Source organism: Flagellimonas pacifica, from assembly GCF_900215465.1.
GTDB classification, from domain to species: domain Bacteria; phylum Bacteroidota; class Bacteroidia; order Flavobacteriales; family Flavobacteriaceae; genus Flagellimonas; species Flagellimonas pacifica.
In genome coordinates this window covers 553162-573044 of sequence record NZ_OBEH01000003.1, presented here as the reverse complement: position 1 = coordinate 573044, position 19883 = coordinate 553162, and the positions used below count along the sequence as shown (strand labels likewise).

Genomic DNA, 19883 nt, shown 5'->3' with positions numbered 1-19883 from the left:
CTTTATTTTCTTTTAAAGAATAACTTTGGGAATAGCTTCTCTGGTTCACTACCACTAAAATTAAGTAAGATTGTGGATTTTAAAAAACCAATTCCATATCCTGTAAACTGGGTTAGTGCAGCAAAAATTGCAAGAAAAGCCACTTTTATATTCTTGTTTTTGAACAAAGCATCAAAAAACAGCAACAAAAAGTAGCTGGCGAACAACATTAATGGAACAAATGATACTCGCAGTATTGCCATAACAACAGAGACGAAAAGTGCCGCCATAAAAAGTGTTGGAAACCAATACGTAAGCTTTGCCGTTCCTGGGTGCCATTTATTAAGGATTGGGCGAACCATACCAAACTTATTGACCTGAACATAAAATTTGTTCCAATCTATTCGTCTTTTATGATATACATAAGCTTTTGGAAATAATCGAGATTCAAAACCACCTTTCCAGATACGAAAAGTGAGGTCCGGGTCTTCTCCAGGATGTATTCTACCAAACCCTCCTATTTTTTTAAATGCCTCTGCAGAAATCCCCATATTAAAACTACGGGGCTGAAATTTACCTACAGATTTACTTCTACCCCTTATTCCTCCAGTGGTGAAAAATGAGGTCATTACATAGTTTATGGCTTTTTGCACAGTAGTGAAAGATTCATCAGCCGCATCAGGACCGCCAAAACAATGAATAAATTGATGTTCCAGCTCCGTATTTACTTCCGTCAAATATTGCTTGGGCAGAATACAATCAGAATCCAGAATAATAAAATAATTCCCTTTGGCCTTTTGCATCCCAAAATTTCTAGAATCACCAGGTCCTGTATTCTCTTTGTAGTAATATGAGGTTTGGAGTCTGTCTTGAAATTTCTTGACAACTTCTTCAGAACTTTCAGCCGAGCCATCCTCAACAATGACTACCTCAAAATCCCCTCTAAAATCCTGTTCTGAAAGGCTTTCTAACAATTCTCGAATTTCTTCGGGTCTGTTATATACTGGTACTACTATGGAAATGTTTATACTCATCCAGAAACACAAAAGCCATCCTTTTTAGGATGGCTCTTATTCTTATTTTTAAATGTTATTCAGTAAATACATCGATAACTTCCTGACTTACGCCAGTGTTGGAAAACCCTCCATCATGGAAAAGGTTCTGCATGGTAACTTTTTTTGTCAAATCTGAGAACAAGCTTATGGTATAGTCAGCACAATCTGCTGCTGATGCGTTACCCAAAGGTGACATTTTTTCCGCATAACTGATAAAACCACCAAATCCTTTCACCCCCTGACCAGCAGTAGTTGGGGTCGGGGATTGTGAAATGGTATTTACCCTAACTTTCTTTTCCTTTCCAAAGAAATAGCCAAAGCTTCTGGCTACAGATTCCAAATAGGCCTTATTGTCCGCCATATCATTATAATCTGGGAAGGTACGCTGCGCAGCCATATAGGTAAGCGCCACAATACTGCCCCATTCGTTCATTGCATCCGCCTTAAACAATGATTGCATTACTTTATGAAAAGAAAGTGCTGAAACATCCCATCCTTTTGCTGTGAAATCATATTTTTCATCCGTGTAGGCGCGTCCTTTTCTAACATTAACGGACATGCCGATAGAATGCAATACAAAATCCAACTTTCCTCCCAAAATCTCCATGGATTTCTCCACCAAATTTTGCAAATCCTCTTCATTGGTGGCGTCTGCTGGAATAATTTCAGAATTTGTTTTTGTAGCAAGATCTTTTATTTGCCCCATACGCATTGCAATTGGTGCATTGGTCAACACAAAAGTTCCACCTTCTTCATGAACTCGTTCTGCAGTTTTCCAAGCAATGGAATTTTCATCCAATGCTCCAAAAATGATTCCTTTTTTACCTTTTAAAAGATTATAAGCCATATTATTTATCGTTGGTTTTGGCGACAAAGATATTTATTCTAGTCGAGTTTTGTAATTTTCATTTCTCACCTTGCTAAATGGGCATTTTTACTGCAAAAGTTGTTTGGCATGTGCCAAAGCTGACTCCGATCTGGATTTACCTCCAAGCATCTCGGCAAGCTCGTTTATCCGTTCATCCGGATTCAATTTTCGCATTTGCGTACTTGTTCCATGAGCACTTTCTTCCTTAAAGACCTTGAATTGCTGTTTTCCTTTAGATGCCACTTGTGGTAGATGGGTAATAGAAAACACTTGCATGGTATTGCCCATTTGTTGCATAATCTCCCCCATTCTATTGGAAATATCCCCAGAAACCCCTGTGTCAATTTCATCAAACATCATGGTAGGCAAATGCTCGTATTCTGCCAAAATGGATTTTATGGTCAACATAATTCTTGAGAGTTCTCCTCCGGATGCCACCTTTTTCAACTCACCATAGTCTGACCCTTTATTGGCCGAAAACAAAAAATTCAAATCATCATTCCCGCTGAGTTTAAAGTTAGATGCAGAATTTAATTCTATCTTAAAACTGGCCGAAGGCATTCCAAGGTCCTGCAAACTTTCCTGTAACATGCTCTTTAATTTGGGAATTATTGCGTCTCTAGCATCTCTAATTTTGTTGGCCCAACCTTCAAGTGATTTTTCTATTTCAGAAACCTTCGTTTCCTTTTCCTGAATTTTTGATTCAATATTTTCAACTGTCTCAACTTGTTCCGACAACTGATTCCTCACATCTATTAGTTCCACAACATTGGATACTTGATGTTTTTTTTGTAGGTCGTACAATTGTTGCAGTTTGCCATTGACCATTTCTAATCGCTCCGGGTTGGCCTCTACTCCATCCTTCAATCTTTCCAGTTCTAAAGTAATGTCATCTACTTCGATAAAAATAGATTGTACCCGTTCATTCAAAGCTTGGTAAGAAGGTCCATAGTCTGCCAGGTTTTGAAAAGCTCTTTTTAAATCTGTCATTTTCACCAGAACCCCCAATTGTTCGTCATTCAACAATTGATTTCCCTGGGACAAGTGCTCCATAATCTGCTCCACATTGTTCAACTGCTCAAATTCTGCTTCCAGTTCTTCTTGCATTCCTTCTTTAAGCTCAACTGCTTCCAACTCTTTCAGCAAAAAACTGTTATAATCATGCTCTTTATTGGAACTCGTTTGAAAATCCAAAAGCTCTTGTAATTCTTTTGAAACCTTTTTGTATGTGGATAAATGGGTTTGATACGTTTTTAAGTTGTCATCATTTCCTGCCAAGGCATCTAGCACCTTCAACTGAAAATCGTTTTCGGTCATCTGCAAGGTCTGGTGCTGCGAATGCACATCAATCAATTGACTTCCCAGTCCTTTTAAAACATCTAGCGTTACCGGTGAATCGTTAATAAAGGCTCTTGATTTACCACTGGGTAGGATTTCACGCCTTATAATGGTATTGTCTTCATAATCCAAGTCATTGGTATCAAAAAAGCTATGAAGTTTATATTTTGAAATTCCAAATTCCGCTTCAATAATACACTTTTGATCCTTGTTTTTTAAGGAAGACAAATCGGCACGTTTACCCAAAACAAGGGAAAGACCGCCCAATAAGATTGACTTTCCAGCCCCTGTTTCACCAGTAATGGTGGTGAAACCATCGGAAAACGAAACGTTTATATCATCAATTAACGCGTAATTCTGAATTGAAAGATTTGTTAGCAATACTGAAGATTTTCTATGTAAAGATAAATCTCTTTGAAGAAATGGACTAGTATTTTATCTCGTTCCAAGTACTGGAGTAAAATGGAGCCACCCTATTAAGGGTTTCTTTGAGCTTTACAATGTCAACCTTAGGGCCATCTGAAAAAATATTTTGGATTTCCTCAGATTTGGCATCAAAGAAAGTTTGTATCAAAAATGCATTGGGCCTACGTTTGATCAATGTCTCAAATAACCGCATGCTGCCAGCTATAACTTGTTTTCCTGTGCTGTTATTATCTCCAAGAATATCCAAGCCTTTTCTGTGATAGTTGTACATGGCTATGCGGTATTCCCGGAAGGAGTTGCTCAAGAGGTTGTCCACCAGCTCAAATCGGGTACGCTTTCCTGTTTCTTGACTCCATCCAGAAAAATTGGTTCCCTGTGCCTGGGTCACAATGTTTTGTGCCTTTCTATACAACTCATCCCCTCCTTCCAAAGAGAATGTATCTGCATCCAAACCAAGAATAACATATACATAGTACGTTATTACCCCAACTAAATTAGAGTCAAAAACATTTTCATTAAACACTAATGGTTGAAATTCCTGATATTGAAAATTAAAGGCATCATCTTTATAGTTAAAGACGGGGCTTTCATAAGAGGTATTAAAAACTGGGCGCGAAGATTGAATTTGGATGTTAGCTTCAAAACGATCGGATTCATATTGAGTGACCGTAATAAACATTCTGGCATTCACTCTTTCATTTTCTCTATAAACTCTGTTGGTCCATTTGCTTTTGTTTACAAAATCATTGAGCGAACGTTCCAAAGTTTTGAAAATCTGCTGATTGGTTTGCCCTACCTGGTCAGAATTGACAGTAATTGTACAGTTTAGTTCTTGCGCATAAAAAGTCTGCGAGAATACCAATAACAGAATGAGCAATAAAATCTTACGCATGAATTCTGGAGATAATTTCTTTCCAAATGTCCAAGGCCACTTCGGGCTTTGTCTTCAATGCAAACGTTTTTATGTCCAAATTCTTATCAATGAAAGTAATTTTATTGGTATTACCACCAAAACCGGCACCATCATCTTTTAGAGAATTAAGTACAATGGCATCCAGATTCTTGCGTTGTAGCTTGCCTTTGGCATTTTCCAATTCGTTTTCCGTCTCCAATGCAAATCCAACCAAAAACTGTTTATTCTTAGCTTCTCCCAGTGCAAAGAGTATGTCAGGATTACGTTCCAATTCAATGTGAAGGTCACCGTCTTTTTTCTTCATTTTTTCCTTGGCCACATGTTTTGGACGATAATCGGCAACAGCCGCAGCACAAATTGCAATATCCACATCTTTATAATGTTGGTGGCATGTATCGTACATTTCTTGGGCAGATGTAACTCGAAGGAGCTTAATCAAATCATTTTCAACTTGTAAGTTTGTAGGTCCAGAAACCAAAATTACTTCAGCTCCCAAACTTGCAGCATTTTTTGCCAGTTCAAACCCCATTGTTCCTGATGATCTATTTCCTAAAAACCGAACTGGGTCAATGGCTTCATGAGTAGGGCCGGCCGTAATCAAAACTTTTTTTCCATTCAATGGAAGTCCTTTCCTTACATCTTTCTGAATAAACTCAACAATGTTCTCTGGCTCTGCCATTCTACCCTCTCCATGCAAACCACTGGCCAATTCTCCAGATTCTACCGGAATCATAGTATTTCCAAAGGAATCCAACTTTTGAAAAGAAGCCGATGTTGATGGATGTTTGTACATATCCAAATCCATGGCCGGAGCATAATATACAGGGCATTTTGCTGATAGATACGTTGCCAATAGAAGGTTGTCACAGGTTCCATGGGCCATTTTTGAAAGCGTATTGGCCGTAGCAGGGGCAATGAGCATAATATCTGCCCACAATCCTAGTTCTACATGGTTGTTCCATGAAAGACTACCATCTTCTTCATTGATAAAATCAGTGAGAACCGGATTTTTTGAAAGGGTGGATAGTGTAAGGGGAGAAACAAAAGAGCTAGCACTTTGGGTCATTACAATTTTGACCTTAGCGCCAGCTTTTATCAATAACCTAACAAGAAATGTGGTCTTATATGCAGCAATTCCCCCGGTAATACCCAAAAGAATGTTTTTACCGCTAAGCATTTCTTAGGCGTCCTTCTCTGTGTTCCTGTAGTAAATTTTGTCTTCCAACCATTCCATTACCGCTAGGGCATGTGGTTTTGGTAATTTTTCGTAAAATTTGGAAACTTCTATCTGTTCTTTGTTTTCAAAAACTTCTTCTAAACTATCACTGTAAGTTGCAAATTCTTCCAACTTCTCCAATAGTTCTTTCTTTATTTCGGAGTTGATTTGGATTGCACGCTTTGAAGCAATCGAAATTGCTTCATATATATTATCTGTTTTCTCGTCAAATTCGTTTCTGTTGTGGGTAACTGTAGAAACCGGAGCTTTTGTATTCTTCAAATCTTGCATGTGCTGCTTATTTAACTATTATTTGGCGCTAGTATAAGAACCTAATTCCTTCTGTATTTTTTTGGACAGATTATCCGCCTTCTTTTTATACTTTGATTCAGGGAAATAACGCATTAGATTGTTATACGAGCTTTGTGCGTCTTCCAGACGTTCCTTCTTTCTGTTCTCCGTACTGTTTAGGGCCAGACTGGTAGTTGCCTCAATGCGGTAATATAATGCTTCTTCTCTGTAAACGGAACCTGGATTGTCAGAAATAAAATTGTCCAAAGCTGTAATTGCAGAAATCAAGATAGGGTAATTAAATTCACCCAATTTGTTGAATTGTTTTGCAATCTCTATTTGTTTTTTCTCCTTCTTTGATGTCAATTCTTTTGCCATTGCATTGGCCTCTTCAAAGAATTCCGATTCTGGATAGGTATTTATAAAAGTCTGAAGTTTTGCCAATGCCTTGTCCGTATCGGTTTGGTCCAATGAATATGCCGGAGAAAGTTTGTAATAACTCTTTGCTCCCAAGAAACTGGCTTCTTGAATTTTATCACTTCGCGGATAAGACTTGATGAAGCGTTCAAATTGATACCCTGAAAGATAATAGTCATTGGACTTAAAATAAGAATCAGCAAAAAAGAACATTACCCTTTCGCCTTGCGGTTTACCCACATATTTAGGGGCAATCTGCTCAAACAATCTTTTTGCCCTTTTATAATCTCCTTCGTTATAGAACTTCTCGGCCATATCATACTTGGCCTTAACATCTTCATTTTTAAGTACTTTTTGGTACTCACTACATGATGAAAGAAATATTGCTACTAAGAGTAAAGGGAGAATTTGCCTCATTTTCAAAAACATTTTGCAAAATTAGTGATAATCAATGGATTTAAAAAATTGATTTGCACACCAAAAATAACCGCCTCATTTACCATTCGCTAAGGTTTTAGCGAACATTTAACGAACATCAGGCGTAAACTTTGTCAAATGATTTTAAAAAATCTGAAATCTTACTTTTTAATTGAGGCGTAGCCTGTACCAATGGTAACCTCACAATTGGTCCACAAAGTTCGAAGTGGTCAAAAATACTTTTGATTCCTGCTGGGTTTCCTTCTTCAAAAATCAAATGCATAATTGGCAATAGATTGTGATGAATTTGATAAGCTTCATCTGAACTGCCATTTTGCCCTAACTCAATCATTTTGGAAAATGCTCTAGGCAATCCTTGCCCTAAAACGGAGATTACCCCTGCTCCACCTGCCAAAACTGTTGAAAGTGCCGTAAAATCATCACCAGAAATCACTAAAAAATCTACAGGCTTCCCTTTTACTATCTCATCAATTTGCACCATATCACCACATGCCTCTTTAATGGCTACTATTTTTGGAAAATCATGCGCCAAGCGTAAAGTAGTTTCTGGCAACATATTGCTTCCTGTTCTTGAGGGAACATTATATAACACTATCGGCTTTGGAGAAGCATTTGCAATAGCTTTAAAATGCTGATAAATACCTTCTTGGGTAGGCTTGTTATAACAAGGAGACACTGATAAAATTGCATCGAAATCGGTCAAATCCAACGTTGAAAGCTCCTCAATTACGGCTGCGGTGTTGTTCCCTCCAACGCCCAAAACTAAAGGTAGTCTTCCAGCATTGGCTCTAATCACAACATCTATGACCAATTGTTTGTCAGTTTTTGAAAGTGTTACCGATTCACCTGTAGTTCCAAGAACCACCAAATAATCGACACCGTTCTGGATACAATGCTCAACAATACGTTCCAGTGCTTTAACGTCAATAGAAAAATCTTCATCAAACGGGGTAACCAATGCCACTCCCGTACCTAATAGTTGTTCCATTATAATTCGTTTAGAACTTTTAAATACTTTTTTAATTCACTTTTAAAGATTTTAAAGTCTTTAAAAGATGTATTTAAAATCAGGTCATTTATTTTAGGGTCTAAAGTTCCAAAGCCAACCTTCAGTCTTGCCTGTGTTTTTACTGAAAGTAACTTCATCATCAAATTATCTTCTTGATAATAATTGATGAGCATATCATACTCTCTTCCCAAAAACTCTAAAACGTATCCATTTTCTATAACTCCTTTCCACCCTAAATCCTTATCTGAATATATTTGGATGGCATATGGTGAGTTTTTATCATACTCCCTTTTGTATCCAATAATTTTTATGGCATTGGGTCTAAGGGAAAAATCATCTATCAATTCATAGAAAACTTCAGCATTCTGGAAATTATCAACATCAACTATACAGCCAATACTACTGATTCCTTTATCTCTATCAACGACCGTAGGAGGTTTTTCCATTTCCTCCTGCAAATATTTAAGACCTGATTTAACCTTAAATTTATCTTGGAGCCCTTTTAGAAACATATTTTTTATGCATTTTTACAAAGGTAATTATTCTACCAAGATAGCTTAACAAAGATACTCACGTGATTAATTTAAAATACAAACAATTTGTTGCATTTATAACTTTTTGTTTTTTGATTTCTTGCAAACAAGAAAAAAGGGACCTTTCAAAAATTGAAGGCAAACAAATTCAAATAGATTCAACATTAAAGGCAGTAGATTCCATTTCCGCTTTTGTGCAACCTTTCAAGAGCAGAATAAATCAAGTTTTGGATAGCACTCTTGCTTATGCACCATCATCTTTATTATTGGATGATGGCACACGCAATACTTCCATGGGAAATTTAATGGCAGATATCATATTGACCGAAGTAGCACCCCTTTTTAAGTCCAAAACAGGAAAGGAAATTGATTTTGCCGTGCTCAACAGAGGTGGCATCCGGTCTATAATATCCGCAGGCAATGTCTCTGCCAGAAATGCCTATGAAGTAATGCCATTTGAAAATTACATCTCTATTGTTGAACTTGATGGCACTGCGACAAGAGAACTTATTACGTTCTTGATTACTGCTACGAGGTCCCATCCCATTGCGGGAATGCAAATTATTATGGGGAAAAACGGTGGTTTGGAATCGGTTACGATTAACGGAAAGCCATTTGATGAAAACCGCAATTACTTTGTGGCCACTTCCGACTACTTGGTGCAGGGAGGTCCTAGCATTGGTTTTTTCAATCATATTGTTTCCACTGCAGATACCGGATATCTGGTTCGAAACGCAATTATTGATCACCTCAAGAAAATAGATACTCTAAAAGCAACCACGGACAATAGATTTATACAGCTTAAATAGATGAAAAGAAGGGATTTTATAAAACACACAACTGCCACATCTGCTTTGGTAGGTCTTGGAGGGTTAGGTCTTAACTCCTGTTCCGGGTTTAACAACACCCATATTACCATTCTACATACCAACGATGTGCACAGCCACATTGACCCTTTTCCAACTTCGCATTCCCGTTATGCCAATTTAGGCGGCGTGGCCCGTAGAGCGTCTTTGGTGCAAAGCATAAGAGCGGAAAATCCAAATACCTTACTTTTTGATGCCGGTGACATTTTTCAAGGAACTCCTTATTTCAATTTCTATGGAGGTGAGTTAGAGTTTAAATTGATGAGCAAACTCAAATACGATGCTGCAACAATAGGTAATCATGATTTTGACAATGGAGTTGATGGCTTATTGGCACAAGTGCCCCATGCTAAGTTTGAATTGTTATCAGCAAATTATGACTTTTCCAATACTGTGATGGATGGTTTCGTTAAACCCTACAAAATTTATATGCTCAATGACATCAAAATAGGTGTTTATGGAATTGGGATAAAACTGGACGGACTAGTGACCAAAAGACTTTACAAAGAGACCAAATATCTCAGTCCTTTTGAAATAGCCTTGGATACAGAGCGGGTTCTCAAAGAAGAAGAAAACTGTGATCTTGTCATATGTCTGTCCCATTTGGGGTATGATTATGAAAATCCTGAGCGTCCATCTGATACCCAACTCGCCCAGCAAACCCAATACACCAGCTTAATTATTGGTGGACACACCCACACTTTTCTGGACAAACCAGATGTCAGGATCAATAAAAAAGGAGATGCAGTGTTGGTTAATCAAGTTGGGGCCTACGGCATTAATTTGGGTCGAATTGATTTTTATTTTGATGGCAAAAAGAATTCAAAAGCCAATGGGGTTAGTATTTCAGTATGAGATAAGTAGATTTTTGAGCATTTAAGATTTCCTTTTTGGTTTAGGTGATGTTTCGCAACTCACAGCCGGATTCTATCAATACACACAAAATTTAACACCCATCTTACAGCTACTCAAAAGGGTGTATGGGAATTTTCTTATCTTCAAGAGCATTCCATTTTCGTCCAATTTCAAAAAACCAGAACCACTATGCCACAATTAGATTCAAACCTTTTTACATCCAATGGTTCCAAAAAATTTACTTTTGCTGGGTTTCCTGACACCAAAATATTGGAAAGTGAAACCTCATCCAAATGGATTCAACATCTGCTTTTTGGAGATTACATTGCCATTTTGGTCCCAGTACCGTTACTGACTTCCCTCCTTTGCCTCCCTCATAAGTATATACCACAATCCCGTGGGTAGAAGCAATTACAGGAGTGCCTTTGTCCGCAAAAATATCAATGCCTTTATGGGTAACCGAGCTTCCCCACGGATAGGCCCAAAATGACTTTTTATCCCAACTACTGGTATTCGCCCTTTCAACAGGGATTATCATGGATTGGGGCCAAAGAAATCCCAAGAAAAGAACAAGCAAGGGCAACCAAAACCATTTCTTAAAATATCGGTAGCGCACCAAAAAAGCAAAACTCGATAATAGAAAATACCAAAAACGTCTGGTTGTGTTGGTAATCATCTCTATAGCTTAGCTAAAAACTCTTGCTCCGAAATAATAGGTACCCCTAAATTTTCCGCTTTAGTCTTTTTACTGGGTCCCATTTTATCACCAGCCACTAAAAAACTTGTTTTTGATGAGATGGACGAAGCTACTTTGCCCCCATTGTCCTCTATCAATTTCTTCAGTTCCGTACGCCCAATGGTTTCAAATACTCCTGAAACCACAAAGGTTTGCCCTTTTAATTTGTCGGATTGATTTTCCAACTGTGCTTGGGAGAGTGAAAACTGCAATCCGTAGGATTTTAATCGGTCTACGATTTCAACATTGGTAGGGTTATCAAAAAAATGCACCACGCTTTCTGCAATTCGTTCACCAATTTCATCAACGGAAACCAATTCTTCCTGTGAAGCAGCCTTTAAAGCATCTATGTTTTTATAGGCCTTGGCCAATTTCTTTGCCACAGTTTCGCCCACATAACGGATTCCCAAAGCAAACAATACCCGCTCAAAAGGAATCATTTTAGATGCTGCAACTCCATTTACCAAATTTTCGGCCGATTTTTCTGCCATTCGCTCCAAAGGCATTACCTGCTCCTTGGTCAAAGTGTACAAATCTGCATAATTTGCAATCAGCCCTTCTTTGAACAACAGTTCCACAGTTTCGCTTCCCAAGCCCTCAATATCCATGGCTTTTCTGGAAATAAAATGTTGGATACGTCCCGTGATTTGGGTTGGACATCCTGTATCATTAGGACAAAAATGTTGTGCCTCACCCTCTTTCCGAATCAATTCAGTTTCGCATTCCGGGCAATGCGCAATGTATTTTGTGGGAGTTGAATCTGCAGGGCGTTTCGTAAAATCAACGGCAATAATCTTGGGAATGATCTCCCCTCCTTTTTCAACAAAAACGGTATCTCCTTCCCGAATATCCAATTTTTCAATCTGATCCGCATTGTGCAATGAAGCTCTTTTAACCGTAGTTCCAGCTAAGAGTACCGGTTCTAGGTTTGCCACTGGAGTTATGGCTCCAGTTCGCCCAACCTGATACGTAATTTCATTCAAAACCGTTGAAACCTGTTCTGCCTTGAACTTATAGGCCATTGCCCATCGGGGTGCTTTGGCGGTATATCCCAACTCCTCCTGATATCGAAGACTATTGACCTTAATGACCACTCCATCGGTCTCATAAGGTAAATCGTGTCTGTGTACATCCCAGTATTCCACAAATTGCATCACCTCATCCGTGGTTTTGCACAATTTTGCCACCGTAGGGACTTTAAATCCCCATGCGCGGGCTTTTTCCAGAACCTCAAATTGTGAAGCGATATTCAAGTTTTTTCCGGTAATACTATACAACAAACACTCCAAAGGACGTTGGGCAACCAGAGCACTATCTTGCAACTTTAAACTTCCAGAAGCCGTATTTCTAGGATTCATATAAGGATCCTCACCTGCTTCTATTCGTTCCTTGTTCATTTGGGCAAATCCCTCCAAAGTGAGAATAATTTCTCCCCGAATATCAAACTTGGGAGGATAATCTCCTCGTAGTTGTAGGGGTACTGACGTTATAGTTTTGATATTGGTGGTTACATCATCTCCCTGAAATCCATCACCACGGGTGACCGCGCGCACCAATTTTCCATCTTCATATGTTAGGCTTATGGATGCTCCGTCATACTTTAACTCACAGGTGAATTCAACCGGGACATCTCCCAAAATACGTTGGATACGTTTCTCCCAATCCTCCAGATTATCTTTGGAATAGGAATTGTCCAAGGAATACATACGATGTTCGTGTTGTACCGTTTCAAAATTTTTGGTCACGGTTCCCCCAACACGAAGCGTAGGTGATGTGGCATCATAAAATTCCGGATGTTCTTCTTCCAGTTTTTGGAGTTCCTTGAGTTTTACATCGAACTCATAATCCGAAATGGTCGGTTTGTCCAATACATAATAACTGTAATTATGTTTTCGGAGTTCATCTCTTAAGGATGTTATTTTTTGTTGGATGGTCATGGTTTTATTCCTTTAAGCATTCTATCGTTTCCAAAAAGGTCTTTGCGAAGTTCAATTTCCAAAAAATTATGCGCTTCTAAAAGTGCTTGGGTCTTATCTCCCAAATATTGGTTGATTTCAAAAAACAGACTTCCATTGGTTTTTAAATTATCACAAGCGAATTTTGTAATCGCTTCGTAAAAAATCAATGCGTTATTGTCAGGGACAAAAAGCGCCAAATCAGGTTCATAATCCATCACATTCTTTTTCATTTCTGATTTTTCCAGCTCCCGAACATAAGGTGGATTGGATACGATAATGTCGAAATTGGATTCTAGTTCAAATTCAGGGTCAAGAATATCTTTTTGAAGAAAGATGATATCCACCTTGTTCAATTCAGCATTTTGTTTTGCCACATCCAAAGCTTTTTCAGAAACATCAAGGGCATGCACTTTTGCCTTTGGGAAATTCTTAGCTAATCCAATGGCAATACATCCACTGCCTGTTCCTATGTCCAAAATATTCAGGTCTCTACTGCTCCTTCGACTGCGCTCAGGATGACATTGCTCGACCTGACAATAATCAAGAATCCATTGTACCAACTCTTCGGTTTCTGGTCTTGGAATAAGCACATGTTCGTTCACCAGTAACTCCAAATCCATAAAATGGGTCTTCCCCAATATATATTGAATGGGTCTTTCCTGTTTAAGTTGGGTCAAGGTTTCAAAAAGTGGTTGTTGTTCTTCTTTAGTTAAGGCCAAGTCGGGTTGTAACACCAGAACAAACCGCTCCAGTTTTAGAAAATGCTCAATAGCCAAATAAAAAAAAGTGTCGACCTCTTCTGTCGGATAGATTGCATCCAATTCTTTATGAAAGATAGTCTTGATTTCCTTTAGTAACAATACTACAGTGTTTTAAGCATCCAAACTGGGCACGAATAATGTCCGGTATTGCCCATTGGGGCATCTATATATTCAAATCCGTTGTTCTGATATAATTTTTGGGCAGCTTTCATGTAGGGCATGGTCTCCAGATAACATTTTTCAAATCCAAATTCCCTGGCTTTTTCAAGGCAAACGGATATCAACTTTGTTCCAACTCCCTTCCCTCTAGCATCGGACAATAAATACATTTTCTGAAGCTCACAGACGTTACCTTCATAATTATCCAATTGCGCAACCCCTGCGCATCCAATAATCTTACCATCGACTATCACTGCATAATATGTGGCCTTAGGAATATTATAGGTTCCATACATATCATCTAAAGCCTTATCGGCATAGGCTGTACCTACTTTTGGAACCCCCATTTCCAACAGAACTTCACGAATCACTTTAGCTACCTGCTCATTGTCCTCAGGGGTAATTTCCCGAATTACAACTTGATCCATATTGTATTTTATTATCCTATTTTTGTTGGGTGAAGATACATGAAAAATACATGTTGCGGTGCATTCAATTAGGCAAAAAAGGACTCGGAAACACCGCACCAAATCCAATGGTAGGGTGTGTTATTGTGTATCATGAAAAAATTATTGGAGAAGGCTTTACAAGTCCATACGGAGGCAATCATGCAGAAGTGAATGCTATTGAATCAGTAGTGGACAAATCACTGCTCTCAAAATCAACCTTATATGTGACTTTAGAACCTTGTTCCCACCATGGCAAGACCCCTCCCTGTTCCGCTTTAATCATTAAACATCAAATTCCCGAAGTAATCATTGGGCTTAAAGATCCGCATGATAAAGTAGCCGGAAAGGGAATCAAAAAATTGGAAGCATCAGGATGCAAGGTAAGTGTTGGCGTTCTTGAAGATGAATGCCGAAGGCATCACAAACGTTTTTTGGTTTTTCATGAAAAAAATCGCCCCTACATTATATTAAAATGGGCCGAAGCCCAAGATGGTTTTCTTGCCCCAAACAAATCGCAAAGAACTGAAAACCCACAACCTTTTTGGATTACCAACACCTACTCCAAGCAAATGGTACACCAATGGCGAAGTGAAGAACAGGCAATTTTGGTTGGAACCAAAACTGTTTTAGAGGACAACCCTAAATTGACAACCAGAAATTGGAAGGGTAAAAATCCCATTAGAGTGATTTTAGACAGTGGTTTGAAGATTTCTGAAGAATTTCATGTGATGGACGGGAGTGTAAAGACTATTGTGCTCACTGAAGTAAAGGAGGAATCAAAATACTTAGGTGGAATCGATTACGAAGTAATCGACTTCTCAAATTCTTTGGCTTCGCAAATTTGTGGGGTCTTACATAAACATTCCATAACCAGTATTTTAATCGAGGGTGGTTCGCAGACCCTTCAAACCTTTATTGATGAAGGATTTTGGGATGAAGCCAGAATTTTTACCGGTGCAACAATTTTTGAAAATGGGATTTCCGCCCCTATTGTTTCAGGGAAACTTTTGAAAACAATACCCATTTTATCAGATACCTTAACAACTTATGTCAATGATTAAGAACATTATTTTTGATTTTGGAGATATTTTTATCGACCTGGACAAACCCGCAACCGCAAGAGCCATGGAAAAATTTGGATTTAAAAACCTAACTCCTGAACTAGATGCTATTTTTAAGGAATATGAAAAAGGGGTGATAAGTTCACCTAATTTTTTACAGAAAGTGGCCACGTATTTTCCCAAAGCCAGCGAAAAAGATTTGATTGATGCATGGAATGCCATTTTAAAAGATTTTCCTGATAGCAGGTTAGAATTTGTAGAACATTTGGCCAAGGAGAACAACTATAGATTATTCTTGTTGAGCAATACCAACGATATACATATTAGATATGTAGAAGAACAAATAGGCAAGGACAAATTCAACCGTTTTAAAAATTCTTTTGAGACATTCCACCTAAGTTATGAGATGGGGATGCGAAAACCCGATGTAGAAATTTTTGAGTTTGTCTTAAAAACAGACAATTTGGTCGCTTCCGAAACCTTGTTCATTGATGATACCAAAGAAAATACGGATGCAGCTTCCAGTATAGGAATCAAATCATGGCATCTCCAAGTTGGTAAGGAAGACATTACACAGTTAAAATCATACCTATAAATGTTGTATTTAGTTTTAAGTGTACTTTGTACAAGTTTGATTTTTGTGATTTTTAAACTGTTTGATGTTTTCAAAATACAGACCCTATACGCCATTGTAGCAAATTATGTAGTGGCCTGTACTGTTGGCTTATTACTATCTGAGAGTTCTTTCAGTTTTGATGAAGTGATTGCAAAATCCTGGTTTATGGGAGCTATTGCTTTAGGAATATTTTTCATTTTTGTTTTTAATTTAATGGCAAAGACTGCGCAGGTTGCTGGAGTTTCAGTTGCTTCAGTGGCCACAAAAATGTCGCTTGTCATTCCTGTGGTCTTTGGGGTCATTCTTTATCAAGAGAAACTCTCAGGTCTTCAAATATTAGGGATATTTCTAGCGCTTGCTGCGGTTTATTTTGCCTCCATGAAAGAAGGTGGCATGGCCATTTCCAAAAAAACATTGATCTTACCCTTGTTAGTGTTTTTAGGTTCTGGGGTCATTGATACCAGTATAAAGTATTTTGAAGCTGTTCATTTAGAACCGGAGGAGGTTTCTATTTTCTCAGCAATGCTCTTTGGATTTGCAGCCATCTCAGGGTTTTGTTTTATTGGCGTAAAGGCAGTTAAAAAACCTATAAAAGTAAATTTCAAAAACGTATTGGGCGGAATCTTTTTAGGGGTGCCCAATTACTTTTCCATTTTCTTTTTGTTGAAAGCGCTTCAACATGGCAAATTGGATAGTGCAGCAATATTTACCCTTAACAATGTAGCCATTGTAATGCTTACAACACTTTTGGGCATTTTGCTATTCAAGGAAAAAATGAGTCCCAAAAATTGGGGAGGAATAGCCCTGGCGGTAGTGAGCATCGTTCTTGTAGCTTTGTTTTGATGAAGGAAGATATCTACAGAACCATAAAAGCAGCTTCTCCTGAAATCTTACACAAGGATAGGAAAAGTAAATTCTATGGCTATGCATTTCCTATCTCCGACGTGAACGAGGTCAAATCAATTATTGAATCCCTGAGAAAAAAACATCATACGGCCAACCATGTATGTTATGCATGGCAATTGGGCGAAAAGAAACATACATACCGCGCCAATGATGATGGCGAGCCCAACAATTCAGCAGGTACACCCATTTATGGCCAAATCCAATCTTTTGATGTGACCAATATCTTGATTGCCGTTGTTCGAATTTTTGGAGGAACCAAGCTAGGCGTTGGAGGATTGATCCAAGCCTACAAAACAGCCGCCCAAATGGCTCTGGAAAATTCATTGATTATTGAGAAAACCATTGAATCCCAGTTTGAACTAAAGTTTGGTTATCCTGAGATGGACAGGGTTATGAGAGCTGTCAAACAAAAAGGAATTACCATAGTTTCACAAAAAATGGAACTCAACTGTGCGCTGGTCGTTTCTGTACGAGAAAGTGAGTCCGAACACATTTTTCAATTGTTCCAAGACATGCAACGTGTCGATATCCGAAATTTTAACTAAAAAACTAGTTTTTCAAGAATGTAATCTGGACATTTTATGGGTTTACCTGTCTTCATATCTATAAAGGCTAAAACCGTATTGGCCTCTGTCAATAATTCCTTAGCTTCATTAAATATTCTATATTCAAATTCAATCTTTACTAAAGGAGATTTTTTGATTGTGGTTTCCACTGTAAGTAGGTCGTCATACAAAGCGGATTTTTTATAATTGATTTGTAAGGAAATTACAGGGAGCATGATTCCATTTTCCTCCATGCTCTTATAAGTAACTCCCAAAGCTCTTAACCACTCAAGTCTTCCCATTTCTAGGTACTGAGCATAGTTGCCATGGTATACCACACCCATTTGGTCAGTTTCTCCGTATCTGACCCTAAAAGAAAATGAATTTAATCTCATATATTAACTGAAAAATTATATATTTAGAGGCTTGGTTATCGTTAAGGAAACATGCGAAAAAAAAACAGAATATTCAACCACTAAATCATTTTTTTTTTCAAAGATTTGTTCACATATTTGTCGCATCCAAAAGATATCTAGTTCCCCTTGGATATCTTGATTAAAACTTTAAAGCTAACCAATAAAAACTAAGGAAATTCTTTTATGAGTGTTACTGCAAATTCCGTATGGAACAACTGTTTGGCTTTTATCAAGGATAATATCCAACCGCAGGCATTCAAAACCTGGTTTGAGCCTATAAAGCCCATCAAGTTAACAGACAAAGCACTTAGTATACAAGTTCCAAGCAAATTTTTCTATGAGTGGTTGGAAGAGCATTATGTAAAGCTATTAAAAGTAGCTCTCACTAAAGAATTGGGAACCAACGCAAAACTTATTTACATTATTAAGATGGAAAATAAGTATGGTAATAAGGAACCATTTACCGAACAGATTCCGAGTGCAAATCGCACAGCGGTTGGGCCACAGGAATTGGATGTGCCCATTACTTCAAAAAGCCCAGAACTGAAGAACCCTTTTGTGATTCCTGGTATTCGAAACATCAAGATTGAGTCACAGCTGAATCCAAACTACAGTTTTGAAAGTTTCTTGGAAGGAGATTCCAATAGGCTGGCAAGATCTGCCGGTATGGCCGTGGCCAATAAGCCGGGAGGCACATCGTTTAACCCTTTGTTGGTTTTTGGAGGTGTTGGTTTGGGCAAAACACATTTAGCCCATGCCATTGGTGTTGAAATAAAGGATAAGTACCCTGAAAAGACGGTGCTATATATTTCCGCAGAGAAATTCACCCAACAATATATTGAATCGGTTAAAAAGAATACCAGGAACGATTTCATCCATTTTTATCAATTAATTGATGTACTCATTATTGATGATGTGCAGTTCTTATCCGGTAAATCTGGTACTCAAGACGTATTTTTCCACATATTCAACCATTTACATCAAAATGGCAAGCAGGTCATCCTTACTTCGGACAAAGCTCCTGTAGATATGCAGGATATCGAGCAGCGTTTGTTATCTCGTTTTAAATGGGGGCTATCCGCAGAACTGCAAAGTCCTGATTATGAAACAAGGGTTTCCATCTTAAAAAACAAGCTTTATCGTGATGGAGTTGAAATGCCCGAGGACATTATAGATCATGTGGCCAAAAACATCAAAACCAATATCCGAGAGCTTGAAGGTGCCATAATCTCGTTGATTGCGCAATCCTCATTCAACAAACGTGAGGTGACCTTGGAACTGGCCCAACAAGTTGTGGAGAAGTTTGTAAAGAATACGAAACGAGAAGTCTCCATTGATTATATACAAAAAGTGGTTTCAGACTATTTTGAAATGGATGTGGCCACTTTGCAATCAAAGACCAGAAAAAGACATATTGTACAGGCCAGGCAATTAGCTATGTTCTTTGCCAAAAAATTCACTAAAGCTTCTCTGGCAAGTATTGGTTCTCAAATTGGCAAAAGAGATCATGCCACTGTTTTACATGCCTGCAAAACTGTTGACAATCTAGCAGAGACAGATAAGCAATTCAGAAAATATATTGAAGATCTGAGTAAAAAATTCTCATAACTATTTCATGAAAACCAAAGTTTTGATGGTCTGCTTAGGCAATATTTGTAGATCACCTTTGGCCGAAGGCATTTTGAAATCCAAAGTAGATTCTTCAAAAGTTTTTGTGGATTCTGCCGGAACAGCGGGTTATCATGTTGGAAATACACCTGACGAAAGATCAATTGCAGTAGCCCAAAAATATGGACTCGATATCAGTGCCCAAAAATGCAGACGATTTACCGAAATGGATTTTGAAGTGTTTGACCGTATATACGCAATGGACGCAAGTAATTTTTCCAATATTATAAAACTCGCCAGAAACACGGGGGAAGAACGAAAAGTAAAGCTTTTATTGGATGAAGTGGATTTTGAATTAAACGAAGTGCCAGATCCTTATTATGGTGGTGCAGATGGATTTGAAAAAGTCTTTCAAATGGTCGATCTTGCGTGTGAGGCCATTGCCAAAAAATTGATGTGATTTC

Annotated in this window: 22 protein-coding genes; 8 read left to right on the top strand and 14 right to left on the bottom strand. The window is 38.2% G+C overall.

Going from position 1 to position 19883, the window contains the following annotated elements:
• Window positions 1-2 precede the first annotated feature (2 nt).
• The 9 genes from CRO15_RS12285 to CRO15_RS12245 all read right to left on the bottom strand — a co-directional run bounded on the left by CRO15_RS12285 (window position 3) and on the right by CRO15_RS12245 (window position 8462).
• Window positions 3-1013 (bottom strand): glycosyltransferase family 2 protein, encoded by a 1011-nt coding sequence (locus CRO15_RS12285; RefSeq protein WP_097046109.1) that lies wholly within the window; start codon window positions 1011-1013, stop codon window positions 3-5.
• Window positions 1014-1068: 55 nt separating this feature from the next.
• The gene (locus CRO15_RS12280; protein WP_097046108.1) at window positions 1069-1881 is read right to left on the bottom strand and encodes an enoyl-ACP reductase FabI; all 813 of its coding nucleotides are present in this window, start codon (window positions 1879-1881) and stop codon (window positions 1069-1071) included.
• An 87-nt stretch (window positions 1882-1968) separates the two neighbouring features.
• Window positions 1969-3621: a DNA repair protein RecN gene (gene recN / locus CRO15_RS12275; RefSeq protein ID WP_097046107.1), complete on the bottom strand. Its 1653-nt coding sequence runs from the start codon at window positions 3619-3621 to the stop codon at window positions 1969-1971.
• Between the two features lie 46 nt (window positions 3622-3667).
• A complete protein-coding gene (gene porD, locus CRO15_RS12270) occupies window positions 3668-4558 on the bottom strand; it encodes a type IX secretion system protein PorD (RefSeq protein ID WP_097046106.1) in 891 nt (296 codons plus the stop codon).
• Window positions 4551-5756, bottom strand: a complete 1206-nt coding sequence (gene coaBC, locus CRO15_RS12265; RefSeq protein ID WP_097046105.1) for a bifunctional phosphopantothenoylcysteine decarboxylase/phosphopantothenate--cysteine ligase CoaBC — start codon at window positions 5754-5756, stop codon at window positions 4551-4553. The genes porD and coaBC overlap by 8 nt, the downstream gene beginning before the upstream one ends.
• A 3-nt stretch (window positions 5757-5759) precedes the next feature.
• Window positions 5760-6086: a DNA-directed RNA polymerase subunit omega gene (locus CRO15_RS12260; RefSeq protein WP_097046104.1), complete on the bottom strand. Its 327-nt coding sequence runs from the start codon at window positions 6084-6086 to the stop codon at window positions 5760-5762.
• An 18-nt stretch (window positions 6087-6104) separates the two neighbouring features.
• Window positions 6105-6932 carry an outer membrane protein assembly factor BamD gene (locus CRO15_RS12255; RefSeq protein ID WP_097046103.1) on the bottom strand — a complete coding sequence of 276 codons (828 nt, stop codon included), beginning with the start codon at window positions 6930-6932 and terminating at the stop codon, window positions 6105-6107.
• 106 nt (window positions 6933-7038) lie between these two features.
• Window positions 7039-7929 (bottom strand): 4-hydroxy-tetrahydrodipicolinate synthase, encoded by an 891-nt coding sequence (dapA, locus tag CRO15_RS12250; RefSeq protein WP_097046102.1) that lies wholly within the window; start codon window positions 7927-7929, stop codon window positions 7039-7041.
• Window positions 7929-8462, bottom strand: coding sequence for a DUF6913 domain-containing protein (locus CRO15_RS12245; protein WP_097046101.1), 534 nt, complete (start codon window positions 8460-8462; stop codon window positions 7929-7931). The genes dapA and CRO15_RS12245 overlap by 1 nt, the downstream gene beginning before the upstream one ends.
• A gap of 62 nt (window positions 8463-8524) precedes the next feature.
• On the opposite strand from CRO15_RS12245, the gene CRO15_RS12240 reads away from it, so the two are divergent.
• Complete coding sequence (locus CRO15_RS12240; protein WP_243396962.1) at window positions 8525-9292, top strand: 5'-nucleotidase C-terminal domain-containing protein; 768 nt, start codon at window positions 8525-8527, stop codon at window positions 9290-9292.
• Window positions 9293-10204, top strand: a complete 912-nt coding sequence (locus CRO15_RS12235) for a metallophosphatase (RefSeq protein WP_097046100.1) — start codon at window positions 9293-9295, stop codon at window positions 10202-10204.
• A 238-nt stretch (window positions 10205-10442) separates the two neighbouring features.
• Here the strand turns inward: CRO15_RS12235 and CRO15_RS12230 are convergent, their stop codons facing one another.
• From CRO15_RS12230 to CRO15_RS12215, 4 genes are read right to left on the bottom strand one after another with little or no spacing between them, the layout of a single operon-like run.
• Entirely contained in the window at window positions 10443-10880 is a 438-nt protein-coding gene (locus CRO15_RS12230) for a M23 family metallopeptidase (RefSeq protein ID WP_097046099.1), read from the bottom strand.
• A gap of 2 nt (window positions 10881-10882) precedes the next feature.
• Complete coding sequence (gene ligA, locus CRO15_RS12225; protein ID WP_097046098.1) at window positions 10883-12877, bottom strand: NAD-dependent DNA ligase LigA; 1995 nt, start codon at window positions 12875-12877, stop codon at window positions 10883-10885.
• The gene (gene prmC, locus CRO15_RS12220) at window positions 12874-13758 is read right to left on the bottom strand and encodes a peptide chain release factor N(5)-glutamine methyltransferase (protein ID WP_097046097.1); all 885 of its coding nucleotides are present in this window, start codon (window positions 13756-13758) and stop codon (window positions 12874-12876) included. Before prmC ends, ligA begins: the two co-directional genes overlap by 4 nt.
• A 2-nt stretch (window positions 13759-13760) precedes the next feature.
• Entirely contained in the window at window positions 13761-14246 is a 486-nt protein-coding gene (locus CRO15_RS12215; RefSeq protein WP_097046096.1) for a GNAT family N-acetyltransferase, read from the bottom strand.
• A 29-nt stretch (window positions 14247-14275) separates the two neighbouring features.
• Here CRO15_RS12215 and ribD point away from each other — a divergent pair, with 29 nt between their 5' ends.
• The 4 genes from ribD to CRO15_RS12195 are packed head-to-tail and all read left to right on the top strand — an operon-like array spanning window position 14276 to window position 17395.
• Window positions 14276-15328: a bifunctional diaminohydroxyphosphoribosylaminopyrimidine deaminase/5-amino-6-(5-phosphoribosylamino)uracil reductase RibD gene (gene ribD / locus CRO15_RS12210; protein ID WP_165769953.1), complete on the top strand. Its 1053-nt coding sequence runs from the start codon at window positions 14276-14278 to the stop codon at window positions 15326-15328.
• A complete protein-coding gene (locus CRO15_RS12205) occupies window positions 15321-15923 on the top strand; it encodes an HAD family hydrolase (RefSeq protein WP_097046094.1) in 603 nt (200 codons plus the stop codon). The genes ribD and CRO15_RS12205 overlap by 8 nt, the downstream gene beginning before the upstream one ends.
• On the top strand, window positions 15924-16787 hold the full coding sequence (locus tag CRO15_RS12200) for a DMT family transporter (protein ID WP_097046093.1): 864 nt from the start codon (window positions 15924-15926) through the stop codon (window positions 16785-16787).
• Window positions 16787-17395: an IMPACT family protein gene (locus CRO15_RS12195; RefSeq protein ID WP_097046092.1), complete on the top strand. Its 609-nt coding sequence runs from the start codon at window positions 16787-16789 to the stop codon at window positions 17393-17395. The genes CRO15_RS12200 and CRO15_RS12195 overlap by 1 nt, the downstream gene beginning before the upstream one ends.
• On the opposite strand, the gene CRO15_RS12190 is transcribed toward CRO15_RS12195, so the two are convergent.
• A complete protein-coding gene (locus CRO15_RS12190) occupies window positions 17392-17790 on the bottom strand; it encodes an acyl-CoA thioesterase (RefSeq protein WP_097046091.1) in 399 nt (132 codons plus the stop codon). The genes CRO15_RS12195 and CRO15_RS12190 overlap by 4 nt on opposite strands.
• A 204-nt stretch (window positions 17791-17994) precedes the next feature.
• Here CRO15_RS12190 and dnaA point away from each other — a divergent pair, with 204 nt between their 5' ends.
• Both dnaA and CRO15_RS12180 read left to right on the top strand, forming a co-directional pair.
• The gene (dnaA, locus tag CRO15_RS12185; protein WP_097046090.1) at window positions 17995-19419 is read left to right on the top strand and encodes a chromosomal replication initiator protein DnaA; all 1425 of its coding nucleotides are present in this window, start codon (window positions 17995-17997) and stop codon (window positions 19417-19419) included.
• 7 nt (window positions 19420-19426) lie between these two features.
• Window positions 19427-19879 carry a low molecular weight protein-tyrosine-phosphatase gene (locus CRO15_RS12180; protein ID WP_097046089.1) on the top strand — a complete coding sequence of 151 codons (453 nt, stop codon included), beginning with the start codon at window positions 19427-19429 and terminating at the stop codon, window positions 19877-19879.
• The last annotated feature ends 4 nt before the right edge of the window (window positions 19880-19883 follow it).